The 16354-nt window shown below is 37.1% G+C and carries 9 protein-coding genes; 2 read left to right on the forward strand and 7 right to left on the reverse strand.

Going from position 1 to position 16354, the window contains the following annotated elements; genetic code table 11:
- Positions 1-6 precede the first annotated feature (6 nt).
- Entirely contained in the window at positions 7-1200 is a 1194-nt protein-coding gene (locus ACK4M9_RS16125; protein ID WP_409852748.1) for a sn-glycerol-1-phosphate dehydrogenase, read from the reverse strand.
- 302 nt (positions 1201-1502) lie between these two features.
- Between ACK4M9_RS16125 and ACK4M9_RS16130 the strand changes: the two genes are divergently transcribed.
- Both ACK4M9_RS16130 and ACK4M9_RS16135 read left to right on the forward strand, forming a co-directional pair.
- On the forward strand, positions 1503-2783 hold the full coding sequence (locus ACK4M9_RS16130; RefSeq protein WP_409852750.1) for a glycoside hydrolase family 27 protein: 1281 nt from the start codon (positions 1503-1505) through the stop codon (positions 2781-2783).
- 41 nt (positions 2784-2824) lie between these two features.
- Complete coding sequence (locus ACK4M9_RS16135) at positions 2825-3754, forward strand: ArsR/SmtB family transcription factor (protein ID WP_409852753.1); 930 nt, start codon at positions 2825-2827, stop codon at positions 3752-3754.
- A 65-nt stretch (positions 3755-3819) separates the two neighbouring features.
- Here ACK4M9_RS16135 and ACK4M9_RS16140 read toward each other — a convergent pair whose 3' ends face one another.
- The 6 genes from ACK4M9_RS16140 to arfA form a co-directional block, all read right to left on the reverse strand.
- Positions 3820-4794, reverse strand: a complete 975-nt coding sequence (locus tag ACK4M9_RS16140; protein ID WP_409852756.1) for a glycoside hydrolase family 43 protein — start codon at positions 4792-4794, stop codon at positions 3820-3822.
- Between the two features lie 561 nt (positions 4795-5355).
- Positions 5356-8574 carry a LamG-like jellyroll fold domain-containing protein gene (locus tag ACK4M9_RS16150; RefSeq protein WP_486303944.1) on the reverse strand — a complete coding sequence of 1073 codons (3219 nt, stop codon included), beginning with the start codon at positions 8572-8574 and terminating at the stop codon, positions 5356-5358.
- Positions 8575-9133: 559 nt separating this feature from the next.
- Complete coding sequence (locus ACK4M9_RS16155) at positions 9134-11410, reverse strand: beta-L-arabinofuranosidase domain-containing protein (RefSeq protein WP_409852758.1); 2277 nt, start codon at positions 11408-11410, stop codon at positions 9134-9136.
- A gap of 72 nt (positions 11411-11482) precedes the next feature.
- Positions 11483-12985 (reverse strand): arabinan endo-1,5-alpha-L-arabinosidase AbnB, encoded by a 1503-nt coding sequence (gene abnB / locus ACK4M9_RS16160; protein ID WP_409852761.1) that lies wholly within the window; start codon positions 12983-12985, stop codon positions 11483-11485.
- 24 nt (positions 12986-13009) lie between these two features.
- Complete coding sequence (locus tag ACK4M9_RS16165; protein ID WP_409852763.1) at positions 13010-14566, reverse strand: family 43 glycosylhydrolase; 1557 nt, start codon at positions 14564-14566, stop codon at positions 13010-13012.
- Between the two features lie 134 nt (positions 14567-14700).
- Positions 14701-16212 (reverse strand): arabinosylfuranosidase ArfA, encoded by a 1512-nt coding sequence (gene arfA / locus ACK4M9_RS16170; RefSeq protein WP_409852765.1) that lies wholly within the window; start codon positions 16210-16212, stop codon positions 14701-14703.
- Between the last annotated feature and the right edge of the window lie 142 nt (positions 16213-16354).

The raw sequence follows: 16354 nt of genomic DNA on the forward strand, positions 1-16354 counted from the left end.
GAACCTTTATTGTCCTCGAATATATTCATTATAAAAACGCAAAAGGGTAAAACGATCTCTAATATAATGCGCTTCGTTTAAGCTTTTTTTAATAAGCGCATTACTAATTCCCAGTTCGGCTGGCAATGTTTCTCCACCTAATCTAATTACCATTTCTTTTAATACACTACTCTCTGGAATACTATCAATAATCTCTAAAACAGTGTCCAGATTTCCTTGTACTTTCTTTAAAATTTCATTTTTTGAATTTATACTTCGCCCCCGAACAACCGACTTTCTAACAGTATTTTTATAAAAATCTGCTACTAATTGGCACGAGATTGCCACCTTTGTCCCATGAAGAACTTGCGGTTTTTTCCTCCGGATAAACTCCATTTCCCAATAGTGAGATACATGGTGTTCTGCTCCTGAGGCTGGGAAGGACTGTCCGATTAATAGCATCGCGAATCCTGAATTAATTAAAGCTTCCATTAAAACTTTAATCCCTTCACTCTCCCCTGCCGCTATCAATTCAAGATTATTTACACAAGTTTCTAATGCACCCTTAGTAACATCGAAGCTTAACGGACAAAATGCTTCTCCACCGATAAGGCTACTAAAACGCCAATCGGCTAGTGAAGTATATTTGCCTAACATATCACCAAAACCAGCTGCAATCATTTTTTTAGGTGCTTTTACTAGAACTTCTAAATCCGCAAACACAGCAATAGGTGCCTGCGTTTGATAAGTTGTTTTCACGCCTCTTATCACCAACGGGGCCCCCATCGAGCTAAATCCATCTACGGAAGGGGCTGTAGGAACTGAGATAAACGGTTTAGACATTTTAAAACTGACAATTCTAGTAATATCATGAATTGTCCCAGAGCCTACCGCTAACAAAACGTCAACGTTCTGTGGGGCAGCGAGTAAAAGTTGCACAATCGAACTCTCATTAGCAACAACATCATTTAAATCATCAGGTTTAAGCAAACAAATATCCACATTGTAGATACTATTACTAAGTAAATTACAAAGTGCTCGCCCTGCCGCTTTGTACGTATTTTCATCAACAACCAGAAGAATGTGAGAAAGTGCCTTTTCTCTTAAAAATTCAACAACTCCATTCAATGCACCACTTTCAATCACAATCTTTTCGACATTGATATCAAAATGTTTTTGTCCACATGCACATTCACTATCCATTACGGAAAATTTGTTCATACTAATCTCCCTTTCCCATCTTCATATTTATTTAACTCACAAACAACACATCATCGGACTTAGGTTAACAATTCCCTTTTTATTATTCCAATTACAATCTAAAATTCAAGACAAATTATTAATATATACATTTAATATTAACAAATAAATAAATCTAGTTCCATATCTATTATAACTAGCGTTAAATAAATAATAAAACGCTTTAATTAAGTCTTTATATTCAATAATAGAAATGTTAATATATTACTAAATATATTATAAGTTAATTAATTGTATTTTGATAGAAAGGTAGGCGTTTTTTTATGAAGCATATTAAAATTGCACCAACCCCTCCAATGGGCTGGAATAGTTGGGATTGTTACGGAGCAAGCGTTACCGAAGCAGAAGTAAAAGGGAATGCCGATTACATCGCAACAAATTTAAAACAATACGGTTGGACTTATGTCGTCGTCGACATTCAGTGGTTCGAACCGACTGCAAACTCTTCGTTCTATCATCCTTTTACTCCGTTAACAATGGATAGATACTCTCGTTTACTTCCTTCGGTAAACAGATTTCCATCTGCAAAGAACGGACAAGGATTTAAGCCACTAGGTGATTATATTCATAATTTAGGTTTAAAATTTGGTATTCATATCATGAGAGGAATACCTCGCCAAGCTGTTCACAGTAATTCTGGTATTTTAGGGGGGGATTTTACAGCAAGAGACATCGCTCACACAAATTCTATTTGCCCATGGAATACTGATATGTATGGAGTTGACGCTACTAAAGAGGGAGCACAACAATACTATAATTCGTTATTTGAGTTATATGCTAGCTGGGGTGTCGACTTTGTGAAGGTTGATGATATTGCAGCTTCTAGGCTTTACAACACCCATCTTAGTGAAATCGAATTAATCAGGAATGCAATCGATCACTGCGGAAGAGAGATGGTATTGAGTTTATCTCCAGGACCTGCACCACTAGAATTTGCTGAAGATTTCAAGAAAAATGCAAATATGTGGAGAATCACTGATGATTTCTGGGATCAATGGAACCTTCTTTATAACATGTTCGAGCGTTGCGAAAAATGGGAAAAACATGTCGAACCAGGCCTTTGGCCAGATTGTGATATGCTCCCACTCGGTCACTTAGGCATTCGGTCTGTCGATGGTCCTGGCGGAGATCGCTGGACACGTTTCACAAAAGACGAGCAAGTGACAATGATGACTTTATGGAGTATATTTCGCTCTCCACTAATGTTCGGTGGCGAACTTCGTGATAATGACCCATGGACGTTATCCTTACTAACAAATAAGGAAGTTTTACAAGTTAATCAATATAGTCATAGCAATCGGCTCGTATCCCGAAAAGGAGACCTAGTGGTTTGGACTGCTAGAGGATGTCAAGGAGAAACATATCTAGCTATCTTTAACATTAGTGAAAACGAAGCTTTCATCAATACCTCATTATCCCAAATAGGTTTGTTTGGAAAAATTCAAGCAAGAGACCTTTGGAAACAAGAAGACATGGGCTTTGTCCAGGAAAACATTGAATACACACTACCACCTCATGGCTCAAAATTAATAAAGCTTTATTAATTCTACTATTAAAACCTATCAATATTATATGGAGGACCATAATGATTTTAGATATCTCTACTAAATCTCTTCCAGTCTATGAGGCTCTTGCAAGTCATGTTCGATTATCAATTATCAAGCATTTAACAATTCAACCTATGAATATTCGCGAATTAGCTAACGCAAATGGTCTAAGTAGTGCAATTATGACAATGCATATTAAGAAACTAGAAAAAAGCGGTATCATTCGGACCGAAATGATCCCAGGAAAAGCCGGTATTCAAAAACTATGTATTCTTAACGTTGACCGGTTAGAAGTTAACTTCCCTACCTATGAAGCCACCTTGACTGAGTACCATCAAACAGAGTTGTCCGTTGGTCATTATACAGACTTCCTGGTCGAACCAACATGTGGTTTAGCGACAATTGAAAATATTGTTGGTGAATTTGATGAACCAAGATATCTTTTGGCACCAGAACGGGTTAACGCCAAAATTATCTGGTTTAGTAAAGGCTATCTAGAATATAAAGTTCCAAATTTCTTACTATCAAGTCAAACCCCACAAGAACTTGACATTTCGTTGGAAATATCATCAGAGGCGCCTTTTACAAATGAAAACTGGCCTTCAGATATAACCTTTTACTTAAATCATGTGAAATTAGGATCATGGACGAGTCCTGGTGATTTTGGTGATCGTTTAGGGAAATATACTCCAGAATGGTGGCCAAAGGTAGTTAATCAATACGGCCTACTAAAGTTTATTCGCGTTACAACAAATGGTACATTCATCGATGGGAATAGGATTTCCGATATTACAATTAACGAAATTAATATTCGTGATAAGCTGTGGACGTTTCGGATAGCTGTCCAAGATGATGCTGACCATATTGGCGGGGTAACAATTTTCGGTACTGGTTTTGGTAACTATAACCAAGATATTGTTTTTAGGCTATTCTATACGAAAGATGCAAAAATATCGGATAGCCATTAAGAAAATTAAAAGAGCGCGAGGATAATAAATCCTTGCGCTCTTTTATTATTAATCACGATCTAAGATTAGTTTTTTACTGGTTTTGCATCGGGTACTGGTACACCAAAAATTGGCATTCCATCTAGATCCCATGTAATCTCTTGTGCTCTCGTATGACGATTAGGATCATAAAGAGGGTCGCCATCAATTTCTTTGTAATTTCTTGCATGGTAAATTAATATGTCTTTCGTTCCATCCTCCGAAACAGTGAAGCTATTATGTCCTGGACCATATTGCCCAGTTGCAGCATTTGTTGTAAAAACAGGAACAGGATGTTTAACCCAAGAGGACTGCTTTAATAAATCACTACCTTCGTCTGCCACCAATAACCCGATACAATAATGATGGTTCGTTGCACTAGCTGAATAAGCAAGGAATATCTTCCCATTCTTTTTCAGTACAGCTGGGCCTTCATTGACTAAAAAACCTATTTTTTCCCAATCATACTCTGGCGTTGTAATCATGACTTGTTCGCCAGTTATGGTCCAAGGGTTTTCCATTTTAGCAATATATAAATTTGAGTTCCCCACAATATCCGGATCTTTTTGCGGCCAAACCAAATATCTTACACCATCGTGTTCAAATGTCGTTGCATCTAAGGAAAACGTTTCCCATTGTGTTTTAATTTGACCCTTTTCAATCCAAGGTCCTTCCAACGGATTTTCAGCATCTGTTTCAAGAACGAACATACGATGGTCAAATAAACCTTCCCTCGTTTCTGCGGTTCTGGCTGCAGCGAAATAGATGTACCATTTCCCATCAATGAAATGAATTTCAGGAGCCCAAATATTTGCACTCATTGGACCTTGGTCATATTTCCACCAAACAGTTACCGGAGTCGCTTCCCCTAATCCTTGAATTGTTTTTGATCTACGAAGTTCGATTCTATCGTATTCTGGTACAGAACCGGTAAAATAGTAATACCCATCCTTATGTTTATACACCCAAGGATCTGCTCGTTGCTCCACGATAGGATTTTTATACTGTTGTTCAACACCCATTATATCCATTCCCCTTCACTAGTTAAGTCATATTTATTTGTTAATTATTTATTAAAAATTGAGTTGCTTGCATCTTGGTATCTATGAACTGATCTTTTTACCAAAGATAAATCTTCACTAATAGCTTCGATCTTTTCACTGGCATACCGTTTGGGAGAAACCAGAATGAGCCGTAGATTAAATAAGGTGTTCCGTTAAGGTCTGTTATCAAATTCGGATCAATTGCATTAGGTCCATCTATCTTTTATGTTTTAACCCTTTTGCAACTGTCCAAGCAAAAGCCTCTTGGCAACCCCCTGATAAGAATAGTTAATAAAAATAGTTTATATAAACATTTAAGTTAACTATACTAAGTATATTAATTGTTATAAGCGCTGTCAATTATTATTTTCGCCGATGAATTAATTTTTCTTTTAATTATTTTGTCGAATTTCAGCTTTAAAAAACCGAATTAATAATATCTTTATATTTAAATTAATATTTTCATTAATTAGAAATAGATTTTAACATAACAAAAAAACCGTACATAATTCAGTACGATTTTTTGTTATGTTATGATCTTTACTCGTTTGTCTTTGCTAATTCCGAAACTTGTGTTGAGGTTAAGATACCTTTATAGATACGTAATTCATCTATCAAACCTTTATATGGAGTATCCCACCAGTTCACTCCTAAACTGAAGCTAGCATTGTTAGTCGTAAAAACATTTGGGAAGTTTGTTCCGTTATATTTCACTACCCCGTTAACATAAACAAGAATGTTACCCTTATCCACAGTGAAGGCCAAGTGAGTCCATTGGTTCGGACTGATAGTTAATCCAGTGGTAGCATCATACCATGTAGTGCCTGACCAAACCATCGTATCCCCTCCACCCGGACCATTCGGAACAAGGCTTATCCAGTTATTCACATCTCTCGCACCAAAAAAGGTTGTTGTAAATTGAGTTAATTGTTCCGGGTGTAACCATAGCGAGACTGAATAGGAGTTACCTTTAATAAGCCCATCAGGTAAACGCACACCTGAAGAACCATTAAATACTGCCGCTTTTCCAAGTTGACCATCTGTGTACGAGATTGTTCCGCCTGTATTATCAATGCGGTTACCGGTAACAGTACCAACATCAAAGTTTTCAATACGATCACTTAAGTTTTCTTCGAAAGCATAATGCGCAACTAGCTGAGCTTCTTCAGTTTCTCTCTTTGCTAATTCAACAACTGCTGAGGCTGTTAATGCTCCTTCATAAATACGTAAATCATCCATTAAGCCTCTGAATGGTAAATCCCACCAATTTACTCCTAGGCTAAAACTAGCATTATTTGTAGTAAATACATTAGGGAAGTTTGTACCTTGATATTTTACCTCTCCGTCAACATAAACAATTATCTTCCCGTTATCTACGGTGAAAGCCAAATGCGACCACTGTTTTGAAGGGATGGTCATACCCGTGACAGCATCATACCAAGCGCCACTTCCAGACCACACCATTGTGTTTCCATTTACAGGACCATTAGGAAGTAAACTTACCCAGTTCTCACCATCCTTTGCACCAAAGAAAGTTGTTGTAAATTGAGTTATTTGTTCTGGATTTACCCAAAGGGATACTGAGTACGTATTACTTGAGAGAAGCCCGTTTGGTAAACGAACACCAGAAGCGCCATCAAATACTGCTGCACTCCCAACTCTTCCTTCAGTGTAAGTAATTGAGCCACCTGTATTATCAATTCGGTCACCAGTGACAGTTCCAGCTTGTAAATTACCCGTACTATCATTTAAATTACCTTCAAACTCATAATGAGCAACTAATGAAGCTTCTTTCAACGCTAACACTGTTAATGTAAAGCTTTTTGTCGCTATTAAATCTCCTTTTTCGATAGTTGCAGTTAGAGTCACATTGACGTCTTCAGAACCAAATGACGGTCTTGTAACCTCTCCTTTATTTGTGACAACCTTATCGTTTGAAGTATCCCAGGAAATTACCGTGTTACGAGTCCCTTCTGTAGGGAGTGTCAAATTAGAAACAACTCTTTCTGTATTACCAAGTGTGAGATCTTCTAAAACATCTGCTACAATTTCAGCATCTGTTTTGTCAATCAACTTACTGCCCCAGAAAGTTACTCCTTGATCTGACATCGCTGTAAACGTCATAACATACCTTTTTGAGGAAGGTTCCCATTGTCGCACGAAAACTCCATTATACGTAATTTCATTTACAGTTAATTCAACGTAGTTATGACCTGTTGTTTTCCACGTTCCATCCATATCTCCTGAAATTGTATTATCTTTATTTAAACGAATGGATGTAGATTTTTTGAGAGTAGCAGAATTATCTTTCCCATGGTTAATGAATTTATAGTCTCCAATTAGATCCTGTCTATTAACTTTCTCTAGCTTTTCACCTGAATAGCGATATGGGGCAACCACTGGCCAGCCCTCTTTATTCATAAACATCTGATGAACTCGAACTTCGTGCATTTCCCCCGTTTGCGGGAACCGAGTATGAAAAACTATAAATCGTTGACCAGTTTCTGGATCAGTATAGAAAGAATTATGACCAGGAGAAACATAACCATACCCTATACCGCTCCCAGGATCACCTACTTTTCTTTCAAATAAGAAATTCCCCATCAATTTAATACCATATGGAGCATGATCAGTATTACGTGGTAAAACTGCATTTTGCCCTAGGGCATCTAAATATGGCCCCTCTGGACTTGTCGCCCTAAATAATCTCATATGATAACCACCGTCAGCCGCTAACCAACCATATGTTACATACAAGTAATAATAGTTAGTTTCTTTATCATAGACTACATAGGGACCTTCACCTGATTTTCCAAAACCACCTGAAATTTTTGTCCCGAAATAGCGATCTACTAATCTGCCATCTTCTGTTGTACCATCTTTTCCTGGATAAATTGCCTTACCTGTGGTTTTATCGATTTCAAGGATAAAAATACCACCAGACCATGAACCGTAGGTCATCCACAGCTTTCCATCCTCATCAAAGAACAAATTGGCATCGATCGCATTTGGGAAGTTACTATTATTATAGCTTCCATTATTATTAAACCAGCCTGAGCGTTCAGCTTGTAAAGTCCCATCTTCAATTAAATCTTTAATATTTGTATTACTCCACTTCTTATTTATGATACTGTTGGCATCATAAGCGTCATTTCTAGTAAACCCTGAGTAGATGATTGTATCGACATAAGTATATGGTCCTTCAATATTTTTGGAGACCGCATAACCAATTGCCGAGCGAATATAAGTAGAAGATGCACTATAGTACATCATAAAGGCACCGTTTGAGCCGTCCTCATTGAGATAATGTTCATTCCAAATAATCTCTGGTGCCCAAACGGAAAAACCGCCTTTACTATCGGAATCATTTTCTCCCGCCCAAGCGAAAGATCCCGCTAAATTTTGTGATAAATCACCAAATATAACATTATTAGGAGTTGTATAGCCATTAGTAAATCGAGTCCATGATTTTAAATCAGTTGATTTGGCAGCATCAATATGAGAGCCAAATACATAATACGTATCATCAACTTTTATAATCGAAGGGTCATGGACAGATGCATTTTGAAAAGTAGGCGCGTTTCCTTGGTAATCGAGATGTGGTCTATTACTGTTTTTATTTGGCTGACTAGTAGTTTCCTTTTTTACGTTAGCAGCTGGGGTGTCTAGTATTTTCCCTTTCGCCAAAACAGAAGTCGGTATAATTAATGCAAACATTAACAAAAATAAAAGTAGTCTTTTTGATACCCTTTTACTCATACTTATCTCTTCTCCTCTCAATAAAAAAATGAACATCGATAATCATTAATTTTTTACCACCTATTTTTGTGTTAGTAGTCAAGATAAAGTAGCATCCCTCCTTTTTTTCGAAGAAACCGTTTACATTTAAATATTAATAGAAAGACGGATTTCTCAATAAGCTAGTTTTATATAGCACTAAGTTATCCCCCCTATATAGGAGTTGGACCGTTCTTCTATAATATCGACATGTTAGATTAATAATTTCTACCTACAAGTTCAAAATCCTTCTTTATAATTAATATTTTTATTTATTTTTTTTATTCTTATTAACTTTAATATATTACAATAAAATTCTATTTTTTTCATGTATAGCAAAGTTTCATTTGATATTTATCACCAATATCAGATTAAGTAATACATTAATAAAAATATTAATTTTAAATTCACAAAACAATAGACGATTCCTAAGAAACTTCCTTAGGAATCGTCCTTCTAGTTATATCTTCACAGTACGATTCTACTTCTAAAACAAAGTATCTGCTTAACTAAGACAATGTAATCCCACATTACTAATCAATCAGATTTTCTGATTTACTATCCTTACTCCATAAACCCCACCAGCGATCTTTCCTTCTGTAGATGCAAACTTAACTTCTACTTTTTGTTTACCATCAGTTAATGACGTTGGAATCTCATAACATACATCAAAAGTGGCATCATGTTGATCATTCGATTCTAATTTTTGGTTTGCAATCACAGTACCATCAATTAGAATTTCAAACTCACGTTCGTATCTTTTTCCATCAGCGTAAATTGTTCGATCTCCACCTAAATAGGTTACTAGTAAGTACATTTGTTTTGTAGGTTCTACTGTCATTACATAACTAAAATACCCATCATCACGACTATCACGCCAGCCTCTTTGGACGATATTCAAATACCCTGAGTTTGAATTTCGTTTGTTGATTTTATGTTCTACCTCAGGCTGTTGTTCATTTGGTTGAACTTCGTCAACTGTAATCAATCTCATTCTTTCGAGTTCCAATTGTTCTCGATCCACAAATTCCTGGTAAGCGTCCTCACTCATTAAATTCCAATATAACGTATACCGTTGATGATGCAATTCATGAAATGGAATAAGTTTAACTTTCACATTTCCTGGTTGACCGACTGCATCCGTTTCAAATGTCAGTGGCATACCTGGAACTGGTTTAATCCATTCATTTAAATTTTCTTTACTAGCAATGAGACTTGGTACATTTATTAATGGGTGGTTGTTCAATTTTAAATGGTCTCCTAGAATATCCGTTTCCGGAAAATTTTCTTTCCCTAACGCACCAGCTAAAACAATCGGGCCATACATAATTCCACTTTTTAATGAATTATCTTTTGCTGTATATGTATGAAGTCCCATTGGAAGCTCAATGTCAATCGTATCGCTCGTTTCCCAGTTCCTACTAATTGTTAAGTAGCCGTTTTCTGAACTCGAATATGTTTCTATGCCGTTTACAACCACTGTGACATTCCCCGAAATCCAATACGGTACACGGATTCGAAGATTGAGGAATGTACAATCTGCCTCTTCAAAGGAGAGTCTCGTTTTGTTTGACTTAGGAAAATCGGTTATTTGCCTAAGTTTGAGTTTTTTATCAGCAATGTTTAATTCCGAAGCAACAAATAAATTGACATACAGGTCTTCCTTATTTTGATAATATATTCCTCTTGAATAACGTGCTGGGTTTTCCATCCCGGTTCCAGTACAACACCAGAAAGAATCTTCCGGTGAACAGTACACTTTAAAGTGTCCAGGTTCTGTGGAAACAAAGTATGTTTTCATGCCGGAGTCTGGGTCTTGAGACGCAAGAATATGGTTGTAAAGTGCTTTTTCAAAGTAGTCGATATATTCTACTTTTTGGGACCAGCGAAACAAAAATTCGGTAAGCTTTAGCATATTATACGTGTTACAAGTTTCCGTCGTTTGAACGCCAAGCTTTTCACTGTTTAGCGGTCCAAAATGTTCATTGATACTATTTCCTCCAATAATATAAGAACGGTGTTTTGTTACTTCATTCCAAAAGAAAACCGCCATATCCCGATATTTTGTTTCTCCTGTTATGTCATATAGTTTTGCTGCACCAATGACTTTCGGAATTTGTGTATTGGCGTGTTTCCCCTCAAGATTGTCTATACCCTCTGCTAGCGGCTCAAGGATTGCCTTATGAGAAAATCGGATTGCTAAACCTAAATAATCTAGGTTACCAGTAATCGTGTATAAATCTGCAAAGGTCTCATTCATACCACCGTGTTCACAAATTAACATCTTTTCAAACTTTGCATCATCGAGATTGTCGGTTCCTTTTTTCGCCCAATTTGCAAGTTTGATAACAACTTCAAGAGCTTTTTCATGGTTAAGGAGTTTATACGCATCGATAAGCCCTGCAAAAATTTTATGAATGCTATACCAAGGCACCCATTGACCAGCGAGACTAAAATGCTCGACCTCAAACGTGCCTGTAAAAACTTTATCAAAACATAATCTAGGAAAACCACTTACATAACCTTCCTGATCAAGACTTTGAAGTTGAGCAAGTTCATCAATTGCATAGTCCATTTTTTTCTTTAGTTCTTCATCATTCGTAACCGAATACATTTGCGCGACTGCCGAAAGCCAATGACCAATTGAATGTCCACTGATACCTGTTGTTTCCCATCCACCATATCGAGGTTTTTTAGGTAATTGTGAAATGGCTTCATAGCAAGGGGCAATCAGTCGATCAACATCAAGATAGAGTAGGTACTCTTTACCTTTTTGCTCTGACTCTTTAAAAGTTCCATCTAGTAATCTAACATTCACTAAAGGTCCACTCCTTTATATTTATAAACTATGATTGCATTTTTAAAATGAATTAGAAGGTAAATAAATTCTCTATTGTTGAGACCCCCAAATAGAAACTCCTTGGTTAGACAACGCACTGAAAGTCATCACATTACTATTGGAAGACTCATCCCATTGCGTCAGGAAAAAGCCGTAATAAACAACACCATCTACAGTTAACTTTGCTTGATTGTCACTAACTAGCGACCATTCTCCAGTCACTTCTCCTGATATGGTATGATCAGAATTTAGTTGGATTAAGACTGAGTTTTTGATGTCGGCAGAAATATCTTTTCCATGATTTACAAATTGATAATCTCCGACTATATTGGATTTGGTAACTTTGTCAATTGTTTCACCAGCGTACCGATGAGGTGCCACAACCGGCCATCCTTCACTATTCATAAACATTTGATGGACCCTAATTTGGTGTAGTTCTCCTCTTCTTGGAAAACGAGTATGGAATATTAGATAGTTTTTATTCATTTCTTTATCATAATAAGCCGAATTATGACCAGGAGATACATATCCATGGCGTCTTGAGAAACCATCTTCACTTCTTTTAATGAATTCAAAATTTCCCATTAACTTAACTCCAAAAGGACTAATCGTCACATCATCAAAAAGGGGCTTGCTCGGATTAGATTTTACATTTACCATCTCATTTCCTTCTGCATCGTAATATGGACCATCTGGATTCTCAGAACGAACAACCCGAATATTATATCCGCCGACTGCATCAAGTCCTCCAAATGATAGGTACATATAATAGTAGTTTGTTTCAGGACTGAAAAGTATATAGGCTCCTTCAATTCTACTATGATTGCCTCCGATTAACCTTTTCCCATAGCCTTGGTCATCGAGTGGAAAACCAGTTTTCGAATCCATTTCCACTATAAAAATCCCTCCAGAATAAGACCCATACACCATCCACAGCTTGCCAGCTTCATCGAAAAAAGTATGCGGATCGACAACATTGGGATGTTTTGTCGGATCATATATTGGTCCATTCTCACTAGGTTGTCCCCACATCCCAGATTTCAAAAAGATCCCTAAGTCTTGATAAGGTCCTTCAATATCGTCAGCTACCGCTACGCCAAGTGCTGATCTAGGTGAACTCCCCTCGCAAGCATTGTAATACATATAAAAACGTCCATCTTCCAACTGAATGACATCTGGGGCCCACAGTGTATTTGATTGAGCCCATTCAAAAGTCTCCTTCAACTCTTCAAATACATTTGGTATCAGGGGATTGCTTTCGTTCACACTAGTTGAAATCTGCTGCCAATTCATAAGGTCGGTTGTTTTAGCAGAAGCTAAATGAGAGCCAAATACATAAAATGTGTCATTGACTCTAATCACAGAAGGGTCATGTACAGAAGCATCGGTAAATTCGGGCTGTACACCATTTTTAATTTCATTAGCTGCGTTTTCTTTATCAGAGCTTTTATTTTTGCTGCCTTCTTCATCAAAATCACTTTTTAAACTGTAAAATAAAATAGCACCTACTAAACCAATAAGGAATAAAATAATCATTTGTTTTTTAGACTTCATTTGAAGCTCCCTTCTTTTTTGATGTTACACCAGCTTTTTCAACGACCTCATTCTAGCAAGGATCGTTCCTAGGATGATTAGTATAAAACTTACTCCTATTAGTATCACGTACTTTAGATCTCCAATTTGTTCAGCTGGTTCTTCCACCAAGGAAAATTCTTTTGTACTCCCAACACTGTCGACCACTATAAACGTAGCTAAATTCTTCTCTTCATCTGATTCTGCCTTCCCTAATCGAATCGTGTTATTATCATAATGGATCAAATAAAAGTCTTCGTCATGATAAGCTTGAAATGAGACTCCTCCATCATTTCCTAACCCTTTTATTACTTTAAATGTAGCACCGAATTTGAATGACTCCGTGCCATCATGCTTTACCAAAGACGTAAATTCTCCACCATGTCTCAAGTAATATCCCGCTTTATTTTCAGCTTGAAAAGAGATATAATTATCCCCCTCCATAGCTAATCCAGGAACAATATGCCATTGAAAATCATAAGAGTCTTCTTTATATGGACTCACCCTGATCGCTCCGCGCGAATGACGAATCGCTAAATTTGATTGATTGTAGTTTCGAATAGAATGGCTATTAAAAACTAAACCCGATGCAGACGGGATGACTTTATTAATCGTCCCATCTTCGTTATATTCCATTCTCTCAATTGATGTCGATCTCCTGAAGTTCCCGCCACCTGGTAAGGCTCCAGTATGATAAATAAGATACCAGTCCCCTTCAAATTCGACGATCGCTTGATGACTTGTTTCGGTATCATCCATTGCATCTAATAGAATGCCGCGATATTCCCAAGGGCCCATAGGACTATTGCTCGTAGCGTAAGCTGTCATTTCAGGGAAATTCATAGCAAATGACAAATAGTATGTATCTTTGTATTTGTGAAGATAAGGTGCCTCAGTAAATGTCCCAGGCATATTTTCGATGGTAATTTGTTGAATTTCGCCATCAAGCTCAATCATATTTTCCTTTAGTTTTGCATAATACAAATGAGTGTTTCCCCAGTACAAGAACGCTTGCCCATCATCATCAATAAATACAGTCGGGTCGATATTGTCCCATGTTTGGTTAGGATCCATAAACATTGGTGCTTCTGTCATATCACTTGAGATTAGTGGACCACCGATTGCATCCTTAAATCCACTAGCTGGATGATCACTAACAGCAACACCGATTGCATAGCCATTTTTTTTGGGGGTCGGGTCTTGATTTAATACAGTTACATACCAATAAAATTTTCCGTCTTTTTCAATTGCTTGGGCCGCCCACGCGGAGTCACCCCTTGCCCATTTAAATTCAGTTCTTGGCAAAGCACCCTCCAACTCCCAAGTTATCATGTCACTTGAGGAGTAGACATTCCATTCCTTCAAAACATAAAAATGTTTAATTTCTCCTGGGTACCCCGCTTGATCACGTCCCACATACAAATATATTTTACCATCGTGAACGAGGGCAGCAGGATCAGCACTAAACCTATCCTTAATAACTGGATTTCCTGCATAGATACTCATTGGACTTAAGGAAAAAATTAATATTGAGATTACAAAAACTAAAATTACTTTTTTCATCTTAGTACCTCCAATAGAGAAACTCTTATCATCAAGAGTATAGAAACGTCATTTTATTAAAGAATGAACATAGCACAAAAAAATAATTGAGAGAGTCTCAACTATTTTTTTGTGTTCTATATCTTTGGTCTAAATTATCTCTTTTTTAAGCGAATTACGTTCCAAGAAGCTTTGGCTATACATGCTTCAATCATGCCATCGTTAAGAGATGATAACCCATTTGTATGTGGTTGGACATTTTGAACTTCTGCAGTATTCACCGCTTTTAAGTCATCATTTTCTAATACAATATGTTCAATAATTTCGTACCCTTCAAAGCTACGAACATCACAAGAAAGAGTAAGCGATTCTTCTAAATGACGATTGACTGCAAAAATAGTAACCTCTGCTCTTTCCTCGTTATACACTGCTGCAGTGTCAAGATAAGGCACATCAGTAAAATCTTTGCTATCATATTTAGGTGAGGATACAACAGGCTGTAATGCAACGCCCCGTCCATATGCAGAAACATGTGCATACGGATAGAAAATCGTTTGCTTCCATGCTTTGCCACCATTTTGAGTCATGATTGGTGCAATAACATTCACGAGCTGAGCCATACATGCAATTTTCACTCGATCAGAGTTGCGTAAAAAGGTCATTAACATTGAGCCAACTAATAGAGCATCCTCAAAATTATATACATCCTCTAATTGAGGAGGAGCTATTGTCCAAGGCTCAATCTGTCTATCCTGTCCGTGGGAGTGATACCAGACATTCCATTCATCAAAACTTAAGTTGATTGTTTTTTTACTGCGTTTTTTTGCTTTAATGTAATCACAAGTAGAAATGATAGTCTTAATAAAATGTTCCATATCCATTGATTTCGCCAAGTAATTAGCCGTATCATTATCTGGATTGCCATAATACTGATGCAAAGAAATATAATCAATCGCATCATACGTATGCTCTAGTGTCGTCGCTTCGTATTGTGGGAATGTTGGCATCCCTGTATGCGAACTACCACAAGCAACAAGTTCGATTGTAGGATCTACTAATCTCATTGCCTTAGCTGTCTCTAATGCTAATCTGCCGTATTCTTCTGCCGTTTTATGACCAATTTGCCACGGACCATCCATTTCATTACCTAAGCACCATGTTTTAATGTTATGCGGTTTATTAAACCCATGTTTTTTTCGAAGATCACTATAATATGTACCGCCAGGATGATTACAATACTCAATAAAATTACGAGCTGCATCTATACCTCGTGTTCCTAAGTTTACAGCCATCATAACTTGAGAGTTTATAAGTTTTGCCCAATTCACAAATTCATTTGTCCCTATTTCATTTGTTTCGATCGTTCTCCAAGCTAACTCTAACCGTCTTGGTCTAGTTTCTCTCGGACCTACTCCATCCTCCCAATTGTAAGCAGAAACCATATTTCCACCTGGGTAGCGTACGATTGGAACATTTAACTCTTTCACTAGTTCAATAACATCCTTACGGAAACCATTTTCATCTGCCTCTGGATGGTCTGGCTCATAAACGCCACCATAAACAGCACGACCTAAATGTTCAATAAAAGATCCATAAATACGCTCATCAACCTCAGATACACGGAAGTCTTTATCTACGATCATTCTAGCTTTTTGTAATGAACTCATCTCATTCACCCTTCCAGTTTATTGCATATTCTAGTTTTTAATAATACTAGGCTGACACATATGAGTCAGCCTAGTATATTACTAAAGAAATGAACTTTAGCTTTTCTCTAACTTAAGTGCCTAGCTCCTCGAGGTCAAAAAA

The organism is Anaerobacillus sp., from assembly GCF_046314235.1.
Lineage (GTDB): Bacteria > Bacillota > Bacilli > Bacillales > Anaerobacillaceae > Anaerobacillus.

Excerpts from the sequence above, each read along its gene's own strand:
- ACK4M9_RS16165 (WP_409852763.1), bottom strand. The coding sequence starts at position 14,566 with ATGAAAAAAGTAATTTTAGTTTTTGTAATCTCAATATTAATTTTTTCC.
- ACK4M9_RS16125 (WP_409852748.1), bottom strand. The coding sequence starts at position 1,200 with ATGAACAAATTTTCCGTAATGGATAGTGAATGTGCATGTGGACAAAAA.
- ACK4M9_RS16150 (WP_486303944.1), bottom strand. The coding sequence starts at position 8,574 with ATGAGTAAAAGGGTATCAAAAAGACTACTTTTATTTTTGTTAATGTTT.
- abnB (WP_409852761.1), bottom strand. The coding sequence starts at position 12,985 with ATGAAGTCTAAAAAACAAATGATTATTTTATTCCTTATTGGTTTAGTA.
- arfA (WP_409852765.1), bottom strand. The coding sequence starts at position 16,212 with ATGAGTTCATTACAAAAAGCTAGAATGATCGTAGATAAAGACTTCCGT.
- ACK4M9_RS16130 (WP_409852750.1), top strand. The coding sequence starts at position 1,503 with ATGAAGCATATTAAAATTGCACCAACCCCTCCAATGGGCTGGAATAGT.
- ACK4M9_RS16135 (WP_409852753.1), top strand. The coding sequence starts at position 2,825 with ATGATTTTAGATATCTCTACTAAATCTCTTCCAGTCTATGAGGCTCTT.
- ACK4M9_RS16140 (WP_409852756.1), bottom strand. The coding sequence starts at position 4,794 with ATGGGTGTTGAACAACAGTATAAAAATCCTATCGTGGAGCAACGAGCA.